We start from the raw sequence: 19,296 nt of genomic DNA, 5'->3' as shown, positions 1-19,296 counted from the left end.
TCGCCATGACCGACAACACCGAAAGCCAGAAACTCAGCCGCAGGCAGATGCTGGGCACGACCGCCGCCGTCGCCGCGGCGGGAGCGGCCGGGGTGACCGGAGGGATCGCCATCAGCAAGGGCGTGACCCCAGCCGAGGCGCAGACCGCGCCGGCCCGCCCCGCTGTGGCGGCCGGACCGAACAAGACCGAGGTCAAGCCGGGAGAACTCGACGAATACTACGTGTTCTTCTCCAGCGGCCAAACCGGCGAACTGCGCATCGTGGGCCTCCCCTCCATGCGCGAGCTGATGCGGGTGCCGGTGTTCAACCGCGACAGCGCCACGGGCTGGGGTCTCACCGACCAGAGTCGCAAGGTGCTCACCGAAGGCCTTCTGCCCGAGACAGTGGAGTTCCTGAAGAACCGCGGCGGCGTCTACCACAATGGCGACCTCCATCACCCGCACCTGTCCTTCACGGACGGCACCTATGACGGCCGCTACTGCTTCGTGAACGACAAGGCGAACACGCGCGTGGCGCGCATCCGCCTCGACGTGATGCGCTGCGACAAGATCATCCAGCTCCCGAACCAGCACACCGTGCATGGCCTGCGCGTCCAGAAGTACCCGAAGACGGGCTATGTGTTCTGCAACGGCGAGGACCGCGTGCCGATCCCGAACGACGGCAAGATCCTCGACGACAACAAGCAGTACCACGCCATCTTTACGGCGGTGGATGGCGACACCATGAAGGTGGCCTGGCAGGTCATGGTCGACGGCAACCTCGACAACGTCGACGCCGACTACCAGGGCAAATACGCGTTCGCGACCTGCTACAACTCGGAAGAAGGCGTCACCCTCGCCGAAATGACCGCCAACGAGCAGGACTGGGTGGTCATCTTCAACATCAAGCGCATCGAGGAGGCCGTGAAGAACGGCCAGGCCAAGATGGTGGGCGGCGTGCCCATGGTCGACGGCCGCCACGGTTCGCCCTTCACCCGCTATGTGCCCGTCTCCAACAGTCCGCACGGCATGAACACCGCGCCGGACGGCATTCACATCGTCGCCAACGGCAAGCTGGCCCCGACCGCGACCGTGATGGACGTGCGCCTGTTCGATGACCTGTTCGACGACAAGATCAAGCCGCGCGACGTGGTTGTCGCGGAGCCGGAGCTGGGACTCGGCCCGCTGCACACGGCCTTCGACGGCCGCGGCAACGCCTACACCACCGTGTTCATCGACAGCCAGGTGGTGAAGTGGAACATCGAGAAGGCCCGGCAGGCCTACAAGGGCGCGAAGGTCGACCCCATCATCCAGAAGCTGGACGTCCACTACCAGCCCGGCCACAACCACACCTCCATGGGCCAGACCAAGGAGGCCGACGGCAAGTGGCTAATTTCGCTCAACAAGTTCTCGAAGGACCGCTTCCTGAACGTCGGCCCGCTGAAGCCCGAGAACGACCAGTTGATCGACATCTCCGGCGACAAGATGGTGATCGTCCACGATGGCCCGAGCTTCGCCGAGCCGCATGACGCGACCATTGTCCACCGTTCGAAGATCAACCCGATCTCGATCTGGGATCGCGCCGACCCGTTCTTCGCCGACGCGGTGAAGCAGGCGAAGGCCGACGGCGTGAAGCTGGAGGATGACAACAAGGTCATCCGCGATGGGGACAAGGTGCGCGTCTACATGACCTCGACGGCGCCGGCCTTCGGGCTGGAGAGCTTCACGGTCAAGCAGGGCGACACCGTCACCGTCCACGTCACCAACATCGACGCGGTCGAGGACCTGACCCACGGCTTCAGCATCGTGAACTACGGGATCCAGATGGAGGTCGCCCCGCAGGCGACGGCCTCGGTGACGTTCACGGCCGATAAGCCCGGCGTCTACTGGTACTATTGCTCCTGGTTCTGCCATGCCATGCACATGGAGATGAAGGGGCGGATGTTCGTCGAGCCGAAGAACGTCTGAGCCATGTCTGTCGCGGCCATCCTCAGGCGAATGGGACTGGCGGCCTTGCTCGCCAGCGCCACTGCGACTTGTGCGCTGGCCGCGGAGATCCTTGTGCCGGCCGACGCTGCTCCGCTCCAGGACAGCGCCGACCGGGCCTCCGAGGGCGACACCCTGGTGCTGGCCGAAGGCCTGCACCAGGGGCCGCTCGTGCTCAGGAAGCGGCTCGTGATCGAGGGCCGGCCCGGCGCCGTGGTGCAGGGTCCGGGCAAGGGCAGCGTCATCCGCGTCGAGGCCCCCGCCGCCGTTATTCGTGGCCTTGTCGTGCGCGGCTCGGGCCAGGATCTGGAAGGCATGGACTCGGGCGTCTTCCTCGAAAAGACGGCGAAGGGGGCGGTTGTCGAGGACAACCGGGTCGAGGGAAACCTGTTCGGGATCTACGTGCACGGCGCCGAAGAGGCGCGCGTTCGGAAAAACGTAATCATCGGGCTGCAGGAAGGACGCATCAACGAGGCCGGTAACGGCGTGTCCGTCTGGAACGCGCCCGGCGCCCAGGTGACGGACAACGACATCAGCTTCGGGCGGGACGGCGTCTTCAGCATCAGCAGCAAGCGCAACGTCTATGCCCGCAATCGTTTTCACGATCTGCGCTTCGCGGTCCATTACATGTACACCAACGACAGCGAGATCAGCGACAACGTCTCGGTCGGCAACGCCGTCGGCTACGCGCTGATGTTCTCCAACCGGCTCGTGGTGCGCGGCAACCTCTCCGACCACGACCGCGACCAGGGTCTCGTGCTGAACTACGCCAATGGCTCGCAGATCACGGGCAATCGGGTGGTAGGCGGACTGCAACCGGCCGAGCGCTGGATGCGGCGCGGCTTGCGGGTGGCGGGCGAGCACGGGATGCCCAAGGCCGACGAGGCGCCGGCTGCGGCCTCCTCGGGCGCGCGCCTCGGCCCGGAGAAGTGCGTGTTCATCTACAACGCCAACCAGAACCGGTTCCGCGACAACTGGTTCGAGGGATGTGAGATCGGCATCCATTTCACCGCCGGTTCGGAGGGCAACGAAGTCGTCGGCAACGCCTTCGTGGCCAACCGCAACCAGGTGAAATATGTCGGCACGCGCTACCTCGACTGGTCCAAGGCGGGGCGCGGCAACTTCTGGAGCGACAATCCGGGCTTCGATCTCAACGGGGACGGGATCGCCGACACGGCCTACCGGCCCAACGACCTCGTCGACAAGGTGCTGTGGACCGCGCCGGCCGCCAAGGTGCTGGTGAATAGCCCCGCGGTCCAGGTGATCCGGTGGGCTCAGGCCCAGTTCCCGGCCATCCTGCCCGGCGGGGTCGTGGACACCCGGCCCCTCATTACGCCGCCACCCAAACCAGCAACCGGCGGAGGACGGCCGTGAAGCACGCCATCGCGCTCAGCGGGGTGACCAAGCGCTTCGGCGCGGTCGAGGCCGTCCGGGACGTAAGCTTCGCGCTGTCTCCGGGCGCTGTCGCCCTGGTCGGCCACAACGGGGCCGGCAAGACGACCATGATGAAGATGATGCTCGGCCTCATCCGGCCGACGCAAGGAACGGTGAGCGTCCTCGGCGAGAACCCGGCTGCCGGCCAGTTCCAGGCCCGGCGACGGCTGGGCTATTTGCCGGAGAACGTGTCGTTCAACGCCGCCCTGACCGGGCGCGAAACGCTCGCCTTCTATGCCCGCCTCAAGGGCGAGCCCGTCCGGCAGAGCCTGGATTTGCTCGACAAGGTGGGCCTGGGCGCGGCGGCGTCCCGGCGCGTGGGGACCTATTCGAAGGGCATGCGGCAGCGGCTGGGGCTCGCCCAGGCGCTCATCGGGCAGCCCGCCGTCCTGCTGCTGGACGAGCCGACCACCGGCCTCGACCCCGCGCTGCGCCTTAGCTTCTACGAGATCGTCCGCGAACTCGCGGCCGGTGGCGCGACCGTTCTACTGTCCTCCCATGCGCTCAGCGAACTGGAGGAGAGAGCCGAGCGGGTGATCATCATGGACCGCGGCCGGATGGTGGCGGATGGCTCGCTCGACGAGTTGCGGCGGATCGCGCGCCTCCCGGTCCGCCTCCGGATGCGGACCGCGGACGGGCAGCCGGCCGCCGCCGGTCTCGGCCCGGGGCGCCCGGCGGGCGACGGCGCCTTCGAGTACGAGGTCCAGCCCGAACGCAAGATGGAGACGCTCGGGTCACTCCTGTGCGGCGGCTGTCCCCCGGCGGATCTCGACGTCATCCCCCCGTCGCTCGACGAGCTCTACGCCCACTTCCTGCGCGAAAGGCAGTCTGCGGCATGACCACAATCGCCATCATGGCCGGCAAGGAGATCCAGGAGGGCTTGCGCAACCGCTGGGTCTTGGCCACCACCCTGCTCATGGCGGGCCTGGCGCTGGCCCTCACCTTCCTGGGAAGCGCCCCAACAGGCAGCGTGGGCGTGCGAGCGCTCGACGTGGTGATCGTCAGCCTGTCGAGCCTCACCATCTTCCTTCTGCCCCTGATCGCGCTGCTCATCTCCCACGACGCCATCGTGGGCGAGATGGAGCGCGGCACCATGCTGCTGCTCCTCAGCTACCCGGTCGCCCGCTGGCAGGTGGTTCTCGGCAAGTTCTTCGGGCACCTCGCCATCCTGGCCTTCGCCACCCTGCTGGGCTACGGGGCGGCCGCCGTCGCCCTCCTGGCGACCGGAGCCGCCATCGACGCGGCCAGCTGGATCGCCTTCGCGGCCATGATCGCATCGTCGGTCGCGCTCGGCGCCGTATTCATCGCGCTGGGCTACCTGGTGAGCGCGCTGGCCGGCAACCGCGGCACGGCCGCGGGCGTGTGCATCGGGATCTGGCTGGCGCTGGTGCTGATCTACGACATGGCGCTGCTCGGCCTGCTGGTCGTCGACCAGGGCCGCGTCATTTCCGGCGCGGCCCTGGACACCCTGCTGCTGCTCAATCCCACGGACGTCTATAGGCTTGTGAACCTCGCCGGATTCGCCAATGTGAGCGCCTTCTCCGGGATGGCGGGGCTTGCTGGCGGCGCCGCGCTCGGCCCGACGACCCTCGTCGCCGCACTCGCGCTATGGACGGTCCTGCCGCTCGGCCTGGCGTCCCTGTCATTTTCCCGGAGGGAGCTATGAGAACCGCCCTTGCGGCCGCGCTCGCCCTCCTCCTGCTGGCCGGGTGCAACGCCCAGAAGCCGGCCGAGGCGCCGAAGCCCTTCGCGCTCGACCAGCAGGCCATCGGCCACTATTGCGGCATGAACGTCCTGGAGCACCCCGGTCCCAAGGGGCAGATCATCCTGCAGAGCCGCATCGACCCGGTGTGGTTCTCGTCGGCGCGGGACGCGCTGGCCTACACGATGCTGCCGGAAGAGCCGAAGGACATCCTCGCGATCTACGTTTCGGACATGGGCAAGGCGCCGTCCTGGGACAAGCCGGGAGCCGAAAACTGGGTTGACGCCCGTAAGGCTTGGTTCGTGATTGGCGGTTCGGCCAAGGGCGGCATGGGCGTCCCCGAGGCCGTGCCCTTCTCGGACCGCGCCGCGGCCGAGCGCTTCGCGCGCGAGAAGGGCGGCGCCGTGGTGGACTTCGCCGACGTGCCCCGCGACCAGATCCTCGCCGCCGGCGCGGAGGCGCCGCCGCCGGCCGACGAGCCTGAGGCGGCCCCCGCCCACACAGCCCATTGAGGACGGCCATGACCGGATCGCCCACGCGCAGACGTTTCATCGGGATCAGCGCCGCGGCTGCGGGCCTCGCCGTCATGCCGCTCGTCGCCCGAGGCTCATCCCGGCCGGCGGGCGAGCTCGTCACGTGGCATGGCCAGGCGCTCGGCGCCGTGTGTTCCATGCAGATTCACCACACCGACAGGGGCGAAGCCGAGCGGCTGATCCGCCAGGTCGTGCAGGAGGTGCGCCGGCTGGAGCGGATGTTCAGCCTCTACGATGAGACCTCCGACCTGTCCCGGCTGAACCGAACAGGTTTCGCCGCCGCCCCGCCGCCGGAGTTCGTGGAGTTGCTCACGCGCGCCCAGGAATTCAGCCGCCTCACGGCCGGAGCCTTCGACGTCACGGTGCAGCCCCTCTGGGCGCTCTACCTGAACCACTTCGCCCGCGAAGGGGCCGATCCGACCGGTCCTTCCCCGGAGCGGGTCCGCGCCGCGGTCGACCTCGTAGGCCACGACAAACTGCTCGTCGGGCCCGACCGGATCAGCCTGTCACGGGGATCAGCCGTGACCCTCAACGGCATCGCCCAGGGCTACGTGACCGACAAGGTCGTGGACCTCCTGCGGGCGGAAGGCGTCGACCACAGCCTGGTCGACATGGGGGAGACCCGCGCCTTGGGAGCCCATCCGGAAGGCCGCCCGTGGGAGGCCGCGGTCGCGGATCCGGACGAACCGAACCGCGCAGCGGCCGTGCTGCCCGTGGTCGACCGCGCCCTGGCCACCTCCGGCCCCTATGGCTTCCGCTTCGATTCCCAGGGCCGATTCAACCACCTGTTCGCGCCTGCATCTGGGCAATGCGCCCAGTCCTGGGCCAGCGCCAGCGTCATCGCGCCAACGGCCACAGCCGCCGACGCTCTCTCGACCGCCTGCTGCGTGATGACGGAGCCCCAGATCCGCGCCCTCGCGCAGGCGGGCGCCGCTGAACTGGTGCTCCTGATCGGAAACGACGGGCGTCAGACCCGGATCGCGGCCTGACGCCGGCGACGAGCGGACAGCGGCGACGCTAGGAACGCCTCCTCCAACTGTATCTCTCGCCAGCGGGTCAGGCGAACCGGACCCGGGCCACCGCGTAGGCCGGCAGCGTCAGCTCTGTTCCGGTGGGCGTGCGGGTGAGACTGGCCAGGGCGTCGGGATCCCGTGCCGCGACCACGAAGCTGTCCGCATCCAGCTGGAACAGGTCGCGGGCTGGCCCCGGCAAGGCGACCCGCTGCTCCGCCCCCGTGCGGTTGGCGAGCCAGAGCTCGAGCCCTTGCTCCCCCTCCGCCGCGAGCGCTTCCACCGTGTCGGACGCCTCCACGGCCCGCATGGTCCTGCCGGCGAGCGCGGCCAGCCCCCTCAGCACGTGGAACATCGGAAAGACACCCCCTGGCTGCGCATCGTCGAACCAGGGCTGCGGCCAGGGATGCGGCGCGTGGACGAGCCCGAAGGCGCCCGTCGCGCCCCCGAGCGCGATCGCGCTGGCGCCGCCGGCTGCGAAACGGGCGAAGAAGCCCAGCGCCCACGTGGCGCCCAGGAGCCCGCGATGGCGCGGATCGTTGAAGTTCATGGCCTGGCGGATGTTGCCGGGGTTCGCCAGGGGCGCTTCCCCATAGGGGTTCATGCGCATCCCGATGGCGCTTGGCCCCACCGCGTAGGGCTTGTCGCCCGCAATCGAGGCGGCGCTGAGCGCCATCGCGGGCAGGCACTCCAGCCCTTCCGTAATGGAGACGTCGTCACCGGCGTGCAGGGTCGCGGTGGTCGTGAAACTGACGAGATCGATCAGGTCCACCGGCGGCCGCTTGCGGTTCATCTCGGTGAACAGGCTGAACATGCCGCCGCCGAGCCGCGCCTTGGGGAAGGCGCGACGGGCCGCCTCGAAAAAGGCGCGCGGCGGCGGCGCGGGCGGCCAGGGGCTGCCCGGCAGGGTGCATTTGAGGTCGGGAAGCGGCGAAACCAGAACCGTGGGAAACGGCGATCCCAGCGCCTCGACCTTGCGCCCGAGTGCGGCGATCTCTTCGGCGAAGCCCTCCACGGAAACGATCACCGCCTCCAGCCAGGGCTCGGCCCCGATCGCCTCGGCGGCCTTGACGATCCCGGCCAGCGCCTCGTCGCCATGGCCCCGGCTGGGATCGTAGGAGCCGATGAGCGCCTTGGCTCCGACCCGGCGCAGGACGTCAGCCTTGGCGAGCGTGTCCTGGATCTCCGATGGGTCCAGGCCCAGCCCAAGCGGCGGGACGACGCCTTGCTGGCCGCCGATGCGTATCTGGGCGCCGGCCGGCCTGGCTCCGGCCGCCGCGCCTCCCGTCACCGTGACGCGAACGGCCTGGTCCAGGGTTTCTCCCCTCGCCAGGGTGTATGGCCAGGGCAAAGCCAGGGGGCGCACATAGGTCTTGTAGGAGGCGTCGGTCCAGTTGCGCTGGTCCTCCATCTCGTAGACGTCGCCTTCCATCCGGCACGTCACCGTGAGCCCCTGCGCAGCCTCGTGCGTGAGGCTGCGCAGGTTCATCATGGGCTGCACGGGATCGATGATCTCGGGGAAGGTCGCCTGCTCGAGGCTCCCGTCCGCGTGCTCCACCTCGACCCGCTTGCCGGCGGCGGCCGACGGGTGAAGCACCACGAAGCCGGTGCGGTTGGTCAGGAAATCGGTCTCGGCCTGGCCCTTCGCCTCGAAGGTGAGGCGTCCGGCGGCCGAGCCCTCGATGCGCGCCCGGTAACGGAAGCTCTGGGCGGCGTCGCTGGCGATGGCGTCATAGCTGACGACGAACCCATCGGGCCGCTCGTCCACCGCGAGGTTCTCGATCCGGGGATTGTAGGTGCCCCAGTTCCTGTCCCGCACGATGAAAGAGACAGCGCGGATGACCTCCACGCCACCATGGCGGATGTGGCGCAGGTTGCCGGCGTCGAACTCGGCCGTGAGCGAACCCGCCTTCAGGATGCGGGGCGGCGTCACGGGTTCGTCCGTGCCAAAGAGGCGGACGGCGAGGCTCGGCTGCGCGCTCATCGGCTGATCCTCGCGCTCAGAAGCCGCTCGACGAGCAGCGCGACGATGATGATCGTGCCGATGGCCGATCCCTGCCAGAAGGGTGAGACGCCCATGAGATTGAGCCCGTTCCTGATCATGACCATGATGAAGACGCCGATGAGCGTGCCGATCATGGAGCCCCTGCCGCCGTAGAGGCTCGCCCCGCCGATGACGACGGCCGCGATGGCGTCGAGCTCCATCTGGTTTCCCATCAGGGGATCGGCCGACATGATCTGCGCCACCGAGAAGGTGATCGCGACGGCCGAGAGCGCGCCCGAGAGGACATAGGGCAGCACCGAATAGAACAGCGTGTCGAGGCCGGCCGCCCGGGCGGCCTCCTTGTTGGACCCCACGGCGTAGATCGTGCGCCCGCCCTTGGTGAAGGTGAGATAGCCCCAGGCCAGCGCATAAAGGGCCAGGAGGAACAGCACGTTGGAGGGCACGCCCAGGATGTTGGTGTAGACGACCGCCTGCATGCCCTCGGGGATGTTCGAGATCGCAGACTGGCCCGAGAGGATGTAGGCGAGGCTGCGCCCAATCGCCATCACGCCCAGCGTGACCACGAAGGCCGCGAGCCCGAAGATGTTGATGAGCAGCCCGGAAACCAGCCCGATTCCCGCGCCGGCCAGCACCGCGACCAGGATCGCCGGGGCGATGGGCATCGACTGCAAGGACAGGCCCAGGATGATGCCGGTTAGCCCCGCCACGGACCCGACCGAAAGGTCGATCCCGCCGGTCAGGATCACGAACGTCATGCCGACCGCCACGATCCCGATCACGACCGACTGGTCGAGCATGTTGAAGATGTTGGAATGGGTCAGGAAGTAGGGCGACAGCAGCGACAGCCCCAGCGCGATGACCAAGGCGAGCGCCAGCATGCGCACCTCCAGGCGCCGCGCCAGCGACTTCAGCCATGACGCCTTCGGAGGCGTGGCCAGGATTGCGGTTTCCATGCTCATGCTGTCCTTGCTCATAAGGTCGCCGCCATGGCCTCGATGCGGGCGCGGATCGTCTCGGCGGGCGGCAACGCCCGCCCGGGCGGAACACTGAGCCCCACCCAGCCCAGGTCGTGCCCCCGCGGGCTCGTCATGGGCACGACCAGCGTCGCGCGGCCGTCCTGGGGCTCGGCCACGAAGGTCGCTTCGCGTTGGCGTAGCGCGATCGGAATGCGCGTCTGGTCGAAGCTCTTCGCCTCGCCGGCCACGAAGCCCGGGTCCACGCGCGGGTTGCTGACGACGGCGTTGAGGCAGATGAGCTTGTCCTCCTCGATCAGGGCCCAGAACCCGGCGCCGTCCTGCTCGCCGGCCAGCACGCGCAGGAGTTCGGTGTTGCGGGCCATGGAGGTCCGGGGCGCCGCCAGAAGCGTCAGCTTCTCCTCGTCCAGCATCCCGCTCGGCAGGTCGGCGATGGTGCGTCCGTCGCTGATCACCACGATGCGGTCGCAGAGCCCGAGCAATTCCTCGAAGTCCGAGGACACCACCACAATGGCGACTCCCCGGGCGGCGATCTCGCGCAGCATCGCGTAGATGCTGGCGCGGGTGCCGATGTCGACGCCCTTGGTCGGCTCGTCCAGGATCAGCACGGATGGGTCGAGCATCAGCCACCGGGCGATGATGATCTTCTGCTGCATCCCGCCGGAAAAGTTCAGCATGGACGCGTCCAGCAGCCGCTCGGCCGGCAGGCCGAGGCTGGCCATCAAAGCTTGCGCCTTGGCCTCGCGCTGCTTGTAATTGCAGAAGAAGCCCCTGTGCGCCCCGAGATGGGCCAGCAGCAGGTTCTCCCGCACCGACAGGTCGGGAACGATGTTCTGGGTGCGCCGGTCCTCCGCCACGAAGCCGATCCCGGCCCGGATCGCCTTTTTGGGGCTCTCGGCCGGCAACGGCCTGCCGCCGACCAGCACGTCGCCGGCCGGCCGCGCCCGCAGGCCGAAGATGGCCTCCAGGGCTTCCGAGCGGCCCGCCCCCACAAGCCCGCCCAGGCCCAGAATCTCTCCTCGCCGCACGCTGAACGAGCAGTCGCGCACGACGGGCGGGGATGCGAGCCCCCGCACCTCCAGGGCGACCGGGGCAGCCGACGACGCAGCCTCGTGTTCGCGGGTGTAGATGGCGCCCAACTCGGCGCCCACCATGGCGCGGATCAGTTCGGCCTGGGTCAGCGATGCCGTCGGGCGCGCGTTCATCACCGTGCGCCCTTCCCGCATCACGGTGACCCGATCCGTGATCGCGAAGACCTCCTCCAGGCGATGCGAGACGAAGACGAGCCCGCGCCCGGAAGCGCGCAGGCGGGCCATGACGTCGAACAGCCGCTCCACCTCGCCCGGGCTCAGGGACGCCGTCGGCTCGTCGAAGATCAGCAGGCTGGCGTCCACCCCCAGCGCCTTCGCGATCTCGACCAGTTGCTTCTGGGCGGAGGACAGCCGGCGCACCTCCATGTCGAACGGGAGCCCGCCGTCCTGTCCGAGGGAAGCCAGGATCTCCCGCCCACGGCGGCGCATGGCGGGGTAGTCGAGCCAGCCCTTCCGCCCGAGTTCGGGCAGAAAGATGTTCTCCAGCACGGAGAGGTCCGGGACGAGGCTGGTCTCCTGCATCACGATGGCGATGCCGTTGCGCAGGGCGTCGCGCGTGTTGCGCAGCCGGATCTCATGGCCGCGATAGGTTAATTCGCCGGCGTCCAGCGGGTAGTGGCCTGCGATCACCTTGGACAGGGTCGACTTGCCGGCGCCGTTGGCGCCCAGCAGCCCGTGCACCTCGCCCGAGCGCAACTCGAAATCCGCGCCCGCGAGGGCCCGCGTGCGGTCGAAGGTCTTGGTCACCCCGCGCGCGACCAGAAGCGGAGCCACTGTCGCAATGGGCTTTTCCTGTTCGAGAAGCTGCACCCTTCCGGCTCCGTGCGGATGGCGGGCGCCGCCAACGGAGGCCGGCGCAAGCGAAGCCGGGCGGCAGGGCGCCGCCCGGCATGGGCCGCGTCAGACCTCGTTGGCGAAGACAGTCTTCTTCACCGTGGGCAGTTCCTTGTCGATGTTCTCGCTGGTGATGGCGAGGATCGGCACGGTGATCTCCTTTTCGGGAGTCTTGCCGGCCAGCACCTCCATCATGGCCTCGCCCGAGCGCACGCCCATGAGGTACGGCTGCTGCATGCCGGACGCAACGATCTCGCCCGATTTGAGCAGGTCCACGAATTCCGGGATGCCGTCGAAGGCCGCCACGAGCACCTCGCCGTTGCGCCGGGCCGCCTTGATGGCGCGCAGCGCCCCGATGGCGGGCTGGTCGGTCTGGATGAACAGCCCGCGCATGCCGGGGTTGGCGGTGAGCATGTCCTGGACGAACTTGAAGGTCTCGTCGGCGGTGTAGCTCTGCATCTGCTGCAGCCCGGCCTCCTTGCCCTTGAAGCCGCCTTCCTTCAGGCCGTCCAGGAATCCCTTCGTGCGCGCCTGGCCATTCTTGCGGGCCTGGGAGATGGCCACGATGCCGACGGAGCCGCTCTCCCAACCCTTCTTCTTCAGGGCCTGCGCCAACGCCACGCCCACGTCGTGGGCGCCGCGGTAGTTGTCCGAGATGATGAAGGACGCGTAGTCGCCGCTGTTGGTGCCGATATCCGCGATCACGACGGGGATGTTCGCCTTCTTGGCGAGCGCCAGCACGCTCGGAGCCGTGGAGGAGTCCGTCGGAGAGATCACGATGCCGGCCACGCCGCGCGCGATCGAGTCCTGCGCGTTCTGCAACTGTGTCTGGGCGCTGTTGTGCGAATCCAGGGCCTGGTAGCCGTACCCCTTCTCCTTCGCGGCGGACTCGACGCCTTTCGAGAGGTACCGCCAGAAGGGCAGATCGAGCCCCGGGGTGAGGTAAACGATGTCCTTGCTGGCCGCAGCGGCCGGGACCATCGGAAGCCCTGCGCTTGCGGCGGCGGCGACCCCGGCGGTGAGCTTGAGGAATGTCCTGCGCTCCATGATGTGTCCTCCCTTTTGGATTCGTTTCGCCGACGCCTTGTGACGCCGGTTCTATGGACTCCTTCAGGTCTGCTGCGCGGCCTCCTGGCTCGTCATGAACGGGTTTGACGCGTGGACATGCACGATCCGGACGCCCGCGCGCGAGACCGTGCAAAGATCGCGGAAGACGCCGAGAACACGCGGGCGGCAGGACGCCGCCGTCGAGACGCGCGCCCGAGCCTCTGGGTCCCTTCGCGGCAGCAAGGGGCCTTGGCCGCCGCGGCCCGAACGGCCGGGCGCTCCAACAGCGGAGCCAGAACGCTCACGGGATGCACGCGGGCCATGGAAGCATTCACAGGTCGCGCCAGAGGACCATCGGCAAGTAGATGAGATCCCCCGATTATCGTCAACCAATGCTTCCGGCATGGATGTCCTGCAATCCATGCGCCCAAGTCCCGGCGTGACAGGCTGGGCGAAGTCGTGTCAGCTTTGACCGATACCGGACCCAAAGAGGCCGGATCTGAGCGGAGGAAACCATGACCCAAGACGATGGCGCCGGGGCCTCCCGGCGTGGAATGTTGCTTGGCGCGGCTGGCGCCGCCCTCCTGGGCGGCATGGGCGTGAACCCCTTCATGGCTGCCGCCATGGCCAAGGAAGCCGGGCGCTCCAGCAAGCCCCTCAAGGCGGCCTTCTCCAACGCAGGGCTTCAGGCCACCTGGTGCGCCCAGGGCAAGCAGGCCGCGGAATATTGGGGCAAGCTGTTCAACGTGGAGGTGACCTGGTTCGATGGTCAGCTCGACGCGGTCAAGCAGCGCTCCGCCATCGACAACATGGCCTCCCAGAAGTGGGACTTCGTCGCCATCCAGGCCTTCGGAATCGGCACCCTGACGGCCCCCGTCAACAAGATGATCGACGCCGGCATTCCGGTGATCGACATGGACACGCTGATCGCGCCCCTGGACTCGATCAACGTCCACACGTTCCTGGCGCCTGATAACGAGTTTATGGGCGCGTCCGTCACCCAGGCGCTGGTCGACGCTATCGGCGGCGAGGGCAAGGTCATCATGACCCAGGGCGCTCTCGGACACACAGGCGCCCAGGGCCGCGCCCGCGGCTTCGAATCCGTGGTGAAGAAGTTCCCGAAGATCGAGGTGCTTGAAACCCAGCCGGCCGACTGGGACGTCACCAAGACGGTCCGCCTCTGGGAGTCCTACCTCACCAAATATCCGAAGATCGACGCCGCCTTCTTCCACAATGACGACATGGCGCTGGCCGCCTACAACGTCATGAAGGCGAAGGGCCGCACCGACATCAAGATCGGCGGCGTCGACGCCATGCCGCCGGCCATCGCGGCGGTGAGCGACGGGCGCATGTTCGCCACTGTCCGCAACCCGTCCTGCCGGATCCACGGCGGAGCGATCATCGCCGGCGTCGCGGCCGTAATGAACGGGGCCAAGACCGGGACCGACATCCCCAAGAGCATCGTGACCGACGGCCCCGTCGTCACCAAGGCCAACGCCCCGGGCATGGCCTGGATGGAAGAGCAGTTCCTGATCTAACGGGAGGCCCCATGCCCGGCGAGCCCATCCTGGAGTTGGTCGACATCTCCAAGTCGTTCGGCGGCGTCCATGCGCTGCGGAACGTGGACCTGGCGCTCGCGCCAGGCGAAATCCATGGGCTCGTCGGCGAGAACGGGGCCGGCAAGAGCACGCTCATGAAAATCATCGCCGGGGTCCACACCGACTTCGGCGGCGTCATGCGCGTGCGCGGGCGGGAGACCCGCTTCCGCTCGTCCCGCGACGCGCTGGAGGCCGGCATCGGCATGGTGCACCAGGAGCTCAGCATCGTGCCGAGCCTCAGCGTCGCGGAAAACGTTTACCTGGGGTCGCAGCCGACGAACCGGGCAGGGCTCGTGGATTGGACCGCGATGCGCCGAGGCGCCCGGGAGCTGCTGGGCCGGCTTGGGCTCGACGTCGACGTCGAGACCCCGGTGGGCGCCCTGCCCATCGGAGTGCAGCAACTTGTGGAATTGGGCCGCGTCCTGTTTTCGGGCGCGGAGCTGATCATCCTGGATGAGCCGACGTCCGCCCTGTCGCCCCCCGAAACCGAGCGGCTGTTTACGGTCCTGAGCCGCCTGCGCGACGAGGGACGAAGCATCGTCTTCATCTCCCATTTCCTCGAAGACATCCTGCGCGTCTCCGACGTGGTCTCGGTGTTCCGCAACAGCCGCAAGGTGGTCACCGAGCGGGTGTCGCCGGCCCTGGACAAGGGCTGGCTGATCGAGCGCATGATCGGGGCCCAGGCGGCGGACCTGGAGGAGAGCTGGACGGGCGCCGTGCCCCTCGCCGGGCCGGGCCGCAGCCCCGTGGTGCTGGAGGCGTCGGGCCTGAGCCACGCCCCGGCCTTCCACGACCTGAGCTTCGCTGTCCATGCGGGCGAGGCGCTGGGCGTATACGGCTACATGGGTTGCGGCCAGGTCGAGCTGTCGCGCGCCCTGTTCGGCAAGCTTCGCCCAGGCGGGGGCGAACTGCGCATCGACAGCCGTCCCGTGCGGCTCGGCAACACGGCCCAGGCCAGGCGGGCTGGGGTCGCCTTCGTTCCGGAAAGCAGGCGGGCGATGCTGTTCGCGGAGGAGCCGATCTACAAGAACATCTCGATCTCGATCCTGGAGACCATTTCCCGCCTGTGGGTGAAGCCCGACCGCGAACGGGAGCTCGCCACGGGGCACATCCGCTCCCTCAGCATCCGCGCGCCCGGCCCCGAAGCGAGGCTGGGCTCCCTGTCGGGCGGCAACCAGCAGAAGGTCGCGCTGGCGCGATGGCTCACCTGCCTGCCGCGCGTGCTCGTCTTGTGCGAGCCCACCCGCGGAATGGACGTCGGCGCGAAGGAGGACGTGGTCCGCATCGTCCGCTCCCTCAAGGAGCAGGGCATCGGGGTGATCGTGCTGTCCACGGAGCCCGAAACGGTGCTCGCCATGTCGGACCGCATCGTGGTCATGCGGCGAGGTCGGATCGTCAAGGAATTCGCCGAGGGCAGCGTCTCGAAGGACCAGTTGCTGGCCGCGGCCTGAGGGAGACGGACATGGACGCCACCACCGCCGCCGCGAGCCGCTCCACCTTCTCCAGCCGCGCGGCGCGCTGGCTCGCACACCGCATGCGCAACGTGGCTCCCTTGCTCACGCTGCTGTTCCTGGTGCTCTTCTTCACCCTCGCCAGCCCGTCCTTCGCCAGCGTCGGCAATCTCTGGAACATCCTGCAGCAGGTCTCGGTGACGGCCATCATCGCCGTGGGCCTCACCTTCGTGATCCTCACCGCCGAGATCGACCTGAGCGTCGCGGCCGTGGCCAACGCCACCGGCATCGTCGTCGCGTTCTTCACCCTGCAGGACGCGAGCGTCAACATCGCCAATGTTCCCCTCCCCGGCTGGCTGGCGATCGTGCTCGCGCTGGCGTCATGTCTCCTGCTCGGCCTTGTTACGGCTTTCGGGGTCACCCGCATCGGCATTCCGTCCTTCATCATGACGCTCGCCATGATGCAGATCGGCGCGGGAATTTGCGCCCTGCTCGTGCGCGGCCAGATCGCCTACTCGGTCCCCGCCCTGGTCACCACCCTGGGCTCGCGGTCGATCATGGGCGTACCGTGGATCGTGGTCGTCGCGGTGGTTGCGCTTCTGGCGGCGCATGTCGTCCTGACCTACACGCGCTTCGGACGCTACGTGTACATGGTCGGCGGCAACCGCGAGGCGGCGGAGAACGCCGGCGTCAACGCGCGCATGGTCGTGGGGGCCGCGCTGGTCATCTCCGCCCTGTGCGCCGGAGTGGCCGGCATGCTGGGCGTCGCCTATTTCGGCAGCGCGCAGCAGAACGAATTCGACGGCTACCTGCTCGACGCCATCGCCGCCGTGGTGGTGGGCGGCACCAGCCTGTTCGGCGGGCGCGGCGGCATCGGCAACACGATCCTGGGCCTCCTGGTGCTGGGCGTCCTGAACAACGGCCTCGACCACGTCAATATCGACAGCTTCCTGAAGATCCTGATCCGCGGCCTGATCCTGCTGACCGCCCTGGTGATCAACGTCTACGCCGAACGCCTGCGCGGCGCCGCGCGCGAGCAGGGCTAGAGCCCCGCGCGCCTTCCATGTTGGGGAAGGAGGCAGATCACTGCCGTCGTGAAGGCGTCCGTTCTGAGGTGGCCGTCACCGGATTGGGGCGCATCGCTTGGGGCGTAAGCGGGACGCCTGTCCGAGCGCAAGGACGGTGGGCCGAAAGCGTCCCATCATGCGAGGAACCCTATCAGGGAGGCCCGCATGAGCGCGCGATATGTCCGCTTCTTCTCCGAGATCGGGCTCGACGATGTCCCCCAGGTCGGCGGCAAGAACGCCTCTCTGGGGGAAATGTATCGCGAACTCACGCCGATGGGCGTCCGGACCGCCAACGGCTTCGCGCTGACCGCGGAGGCCTATCGGGCCACGCTGGACGCCGGGGCGGTGTGGCCGCGATTGCGCGCCCTGATGGATGGGGTCGATCCCGCTGACGTCGCCGACCTCGCCCGAAGGGCTGCTGAGGCCCGGAGCCTGGTGGCCGAATGCCCTCTTCCCGATCCAGTCATCGAGGACACGCGGGCCGCGCTCCGCACGCTCGCCGATCAGTACGGCCCTCAGGCCACCTTCGCGGTGCGCTCGTCGGCGACGGCCGAGGACCTGCCCACGGCGAGCTTCGCCGGCCAGCACGAAAGCTACCTGAACGTCGCCGGGGAGGAAGGCGTCTTGTCGGCCATCCGCCGCTGCTTCGCCAGCCTGTTCACGGACCGCGCCATCCGCTACCGCATCGACCACGGGTTCGATCACCTGAAGGTCTTCAATTCCGTCGGGGTCATGAAGATGGTCCGTTCGGACCTCGCCTGCTCCGGCGTCATCTTCACGCTGGACACCGAGAGCGGCTTCCCGGACGTGGTCTTCGTCACGGCGGCCTACGGCTTGGGCGAAACGGTGGTTCAGGGGACCGTGGATCCGGACGAGTACCTTGTCTTCAAGCCGACCTTCCGCGCCGGACGCCGGGCCGTGCTCCGGCACGTGCGAGGCGGAAAGGCGATCAGGCTGGTTTATGGGCAGGGCCCGGAGGCGGCGACGCGCACGGAGCCCACGCCCGAACCCGACCGGGCCCGCCTGTGCCTCTCGGATCCGGAGATCCTGACGCTCGCCGCCCAGGCGCTCGCGATCGAGGACCACTACAGCAGGCGCGCGGGTGCGTGGCGGCCCATGGACATTGAATGGGCGAAGGACGGCGTGGACGGTGAGCTCTATGTCATCCAGGCCCGCCCCGAGACCGTCGCTTCGCGCCGAAAGCGGCAGATCCTGACCACCTACGTCCTGGACCATGCGCCACCCGCTATCGCGACGGGCCACGCCGTCGGCGCCAGCGTCGCAGTAGGCAAGGCGCGCGTGATAGGCCGGCCCGAAGATCTCGCCTCCTTCGAGAACGGCGAGATCCTGGTCGCCGAGACCACGTCGCCCGACTGGGGGACCGTGATGAAGCGGGCGGCGGGCATCGTGACCGACAAAGGCGGGCGTACGTGCCATGCCGCGATCGTCGCCCGCGAAGCGGGCGTTCCGGCGATCGTGGGCACGGAGCGCGGCTCCCAGGCGATCCGGACGGGCGATCTCGTGACGGTGTCGTGCGCCGAGGGCGACATCGGCCGTGTCTACCCGGGTGCGGCTTCGTTCCGCATCGAGCAGGTGGACCTCTCCGCCCTGCCGCGCCCCCGCACGAAGATCATGCTGAACGTCGGCGACCCGGAGCAGGCCTTCAGGCTCGCGGCTCTGCCCAATGACGGGGTCGGGCTCGCCCGGATGGAATTCATCATCACGGAGTTCATCAAGGCCCACCCGATGGCGCTGGCCCACCCCGATCGGGTCGCCGATCCGGCCGAGCGCGACCGTATCGCCGCCCTGGCCGCAGGGTCTGGCAGCCCGGCGGACTTCTTCGTCGAGAAGCTATCGGAAGGCGTCGGTCTCATCGCCGCCGCGTTCCACCCCAGGCCCGTGATCGTGCGGCTGTCGGACTTCAAGACGAACGAGTACGCGAAGCTGGTCGGGGGCGGGTCCTTCGAGCCTGCGGAAGCCAACCCGATGATCGGGTTCCGCGGCGCCTCGCGTTACGCCCATCCCGCTTATGCCGACGCTTTCGCGCTGGAATGCGCGGCCATTAAGCGCGTCCGCGACGACATGGGCCTCGCGAACGTGCGGGTCATGATCCCGTTCTGCCGCCGGATCGAAGAGGCGGACGCCGTGCTGGCCGCCATGGCCCGCAACGGCCTTGAGCGGGGCCGCGGCGGCCTCGAGGTCTATGTCATGTGCGAAATCCCGAACAATGTCGTGCTCATCGACGATTTCGCCCAGCGCTTCGATGGCTTCTCGATCGGCTCCAACGACCTCACGCAGCTGGTGCTGGGGGTCGACCGGGACTCGGAGATTGTGGCCTTCGACTTCGACGAGCGCGACCCTGGCGTGAAGATGATGCTCCGCCAGGCCATCGAGGGGGCGCACAGAAACGGCCGTCCCTGCGGCATCTGCGGCCAGGCCCCTTCGGACTACCCGGACATGGCCGAATACCTGGTTCGGCTCGGGATCGACTCCCTCAGCCTGAATCCCGACAGCGTGCTCGTTACCACCCGGCGGATCCTGGAACTGGAAAAGAAGCTTTACGCCGAGACGCCATGAGCTTCCGGG

At 68.3% G+C, this 19,296-nt stretch carries 14 protein-coding genes; 10 read left to right on the top strand and 4 right to left on the bottom strand.

The window, feature by feature from the left end; translation table 11 throughout:
* The first annotated feature begins 5 nt into the window (after window positions 1-5).
* From nosZ to SLNSH_RS06470, 6 genes are read left to right on the top strand one after another with little or no spacing between them, the layout of a single operon-like run.
* Window positions 6-1,946, top strand: coding sequence for a TAT-dependent nitrous-oxide reductase (gene nosZ / locus SLNSH_RS06495; RefSeq protein ID WP_106335857.1), 1,941 nt, complete (start codon window positions 6-8; stop codon window positions 1,944-1,946).
* A gap of 3 nt (window positions 1,947-1,949) precedes the next feature.
* Complete coding sequence (locus tag SLNSH_RS06490; RefSeq protein WP_245422102.1) at window positions 1,950-3,338, top strand: nitrous oxide reductase family maturation protein NosD; 1,389 nt, start codon at window positions 1,950-1,952, stop codon at window positions 3,336-3,338.
* Window positions 3,335-4,237, top strand: a complete 903-nt coding sequence (locus SLNSH_RS06485; protein WP_106335855.1) for an ABC transporter ATP-binding protein — start codon at window positions 3,335-3,337, stop codon at window positions 4,235-4,237. Before SLNSH_RS06490 ends, SLNSH_RS06485 begins: the two co-directional genes overlap by 4 nt.
* Window positions 4,234-5,064, top strand: a complete 831-nt coding sequence (locus SLNSH_RS06480) for an ABC transporter permease subunit (protein ID WP_106335854.1) — start codon at window positions 4,234-4,236, stop codon at window positions 5,062-5,064. The genes SLNSH_RS06485 and SLNSH_RS06480 overlap by 4 nt, the downstream gene beginning before the upstream one ends.
* Complete coding sequence (locus SLNSH_RS06475) at window positions 5,061-5,612, top strand: nitrous oxide reductase accessory protein NosL (protein ID WP_106335853.1); 552 nt, start codon at window positions 5,061-5,063, stop codon at window positions 5,610-5,612. Before SLNSH_RS06480 ends, SLNSH_RS06475 begins: the two co-directional genes overlap by 4 nt.
* Before the next feature lie 8 nt (window positions 5,613-5,620).
* On the top strand, window positions 5,621-6,622 hold the full coding sequence (locus tag SLNSH_RS06470) for an FAD:protein FMN transferase (RefSeq protein WP_106335852.1): 1,002 nt from the start codon (window positions 5,621-5,623) through the stop codon (window positions 6,620-6,622).
* Between the two features lie 67 nt (window positions 6,623-6,689).
* Here SLNSH_RS06470 and SLNSH_RS06465 read toward each other — a convergent pair whose 3' ends face one another.
* From SLNSH_RS06465 to SLNSH_RS06450, 4 genes are all read right to left on the bottom strand, one after another.
* Window positions 6,690-8,627 (bottom strand): D-apionate lactonase family protein, encoded by a 1,938-nt coding sequence (locus tag SLNSH_RS06465; RefSeq protein ID WP_106335851.1) that lies wholly within the window; start codon window positions 8,625-8,627, stop codon window positions 6,690-6,692.
* Window positions 8,624-9,607: an ABC transporter permease gene (locus tag SLNSH_RS06460; protein ID WP_245422100.1), complete on the bottom strand. Its 984-nt coding sequence runs from the start codon at window positions 9,605-9,607 to the stop codon at window positions 8,624-8,626. Before SLNSH_RS06460 ends, SLNSH_RS06465 begins: the two co-directional genes overlap by 4 nt.
* A gap of 11 nt (window positions 9,608-9,618) precedes the next feature.
* Window positions 9,619-11,523 (bottom strand): sugar ABC transporter ATP-binding protein, encoded by a 1,905-nt coding sequence (locus tag SLNSH_RS06455; RefSeq protein ID WP_106335850.1) that lies wholly within the window; start codon window positions 11,521-11,523, stop codon window positions 9,619-9,621.
* Between the two features lie 90 nt (window positions 11,524-11,613).
* On the bottom strand, window positions 11,614-12,594 hold the full coding sequence (locus SLNSH_RS06450; RefSeq protein WP_106335849.1) for a substrate-binding domain-containing protein: 981 nt from the start codon (window positions 12,592-12,594) through the stop codon (window positions 11,614-11,616).
* A 515-nt stretch (window positions 12,595-13,109) separates the two neighbouring features.
* Here SLNSH_RS06450 and SLNSH_RS06445 point away from each other — a divergent pair.
* The 4 genes from SLNSH_RS06445 to ppsA all read left to right on the top strand — a co-directional run bounded on the left by SLNSH_RS06445 (window position 13,110) and on the right by ppsA (window position 19,287).
* Window positions 13,110-14,132, top strand: a complete 1,023-nt coding sequence (locus SLNSH_RS06445; RefSeq protein WP_106335848.1) for a sugar ABC transporter substrate-binding protein — start codon at window positions 13,110-13,112, stop codon at window positions 14,130-14,132.
* Between the two features lie 11 nt (window positions 14,133-14,143).
* On the top strand, window positions 14,144-15,643 hold the full coding sequence (locus SLNSH_RS06440) for a sugar ABC transporter ATP-binding protein (protein ID WP_106335847.1): 1,500 nt from the start codon (window positions 14,144-14,146) through the stop codon (window positions 15,641-15,643).
* A gap of 11 nt (window positions 15,644-15,654) precedes the next feature.
* Entirely contained in the window at window positions 15,655-16,689 is a 1,035-nt protein-coding gene (locus SLNSH_RS06435; protein ID WP_106335846.1) for an ABC transporter permease, read from the top strand.
* 186 nt (window positions 16,690-16,875) lie between these two features.
* On the top strand, window positions 16,876-19,287 hold the full coding sequence (gene ppsA / locus SLNSH_RS06430; RefSeq protein ID WP_106335845.1) for a phosphoenolpyruvate synthase: 2,412 nt from the start codon (window positions 16,876-16,878) through the stop codon (window positions 19,285-19,287).
* Window positions 19,288-19,296: the final 9 nt, after the last annotated feature.

The organism is Alsobacter soli (assembly GCF_003004785.1).
Classification (GTDB): domain Bacteria; phylum Pseudomonadota; class Alphaproteobacteria; order Rhizobiales; family Beijerinckiaceae; genus Alsobacter; species Alsobacter soli.
This window is presented reverse-complemented; position numbering and strand designations above follow the sequence as displayed.

Bases quoted from the DNA above. Each gene is read 5' to 3' on its own strand.
- nosZ (WP_106335857.1), top strand. From the start codon at position 6: ATGACCGACAACACCGAAAGCCAGAAACTCAGCCGCAGGCAGATGCTG.
- SLNSH_RS06490 (WP_245422102.1), top strand. From the start codon at position 1,950: ATGTCTGTCGCGGCCATCCTCAGGCGAATGGGACTGGCGGCCTTGCTC.
- SLNSH_RS06480 (WP_106335854.1), top strand. From the start codon at position 4,234: ATGACCACAATCGCCATCATGGCCGGCAAGGAGATCCAGGAGGGCTTG.
- SLNSH_RS06475 (WP_106335853.1), top strand. From the start codon at position 5,061: ATGAGAACCGCCCTTGCGGCCGCGCTCGCCCTCCTCCTGCTGGCCGGG.
- SLNSH_RS06470 (WP_106335852.1), top strand. From the start codon at position 5,621: ATGACCGGATCGCCCACGCGCAGACGTTTCATCGGGATCAGCGCCGCG.
- SLNSH_RS06465 (WP_106335851.1), bottom strand. From the start codon at position 8,627: ATGAGCGCGCAGCCGAGCCTCGCCGTCCGCCTCTTTGGCACGGACGAA.
- SLNSH_RS06460 (WP_245422100.1), bottom strand. From the start codon at position 9,607: ATGAGCATGGAAACCGCAATCCTGGCCACGCCTCCGAAGGCGTCATGG.
- SLNSH_RS06450 (WP_106335849.1), bottom strand. From the start codon at position 12,594: ATGGAGCGCAGGACATTCCTCAAGCTCACCGCCGGGGTCGCCGCCGCC.
- SLNSH_RS06445 (WP_106335848.1), top strand. From the start codon at position 13,110: ATGACCCAAGACGATGGCGCCGGGGCCTCCCGGCGTGGAATGTTGCTT.
- SLNSH_RS06440 (WP_106335847.1), top strand. From the start codon at position 14,144: ATGCCCGGCGAGCCCATCCTGGAGTTGGTCGACATCTCCAAGTCGTTC.
- SLNSH_RS06435 (WP_106335846.1), top strand. From the start codon at position 15,655: ATGGACGCCACCACCGCCGCCGCGAGCCGCTCCACCTTCTCCAGCCGC.
- ppsA (WP_106335845.1), top strand. From the start codon at position 16,876: ATGAGCGCGCGATATGTCCGCTTCTTCTCCGAGATCGGGCTCGACGAT.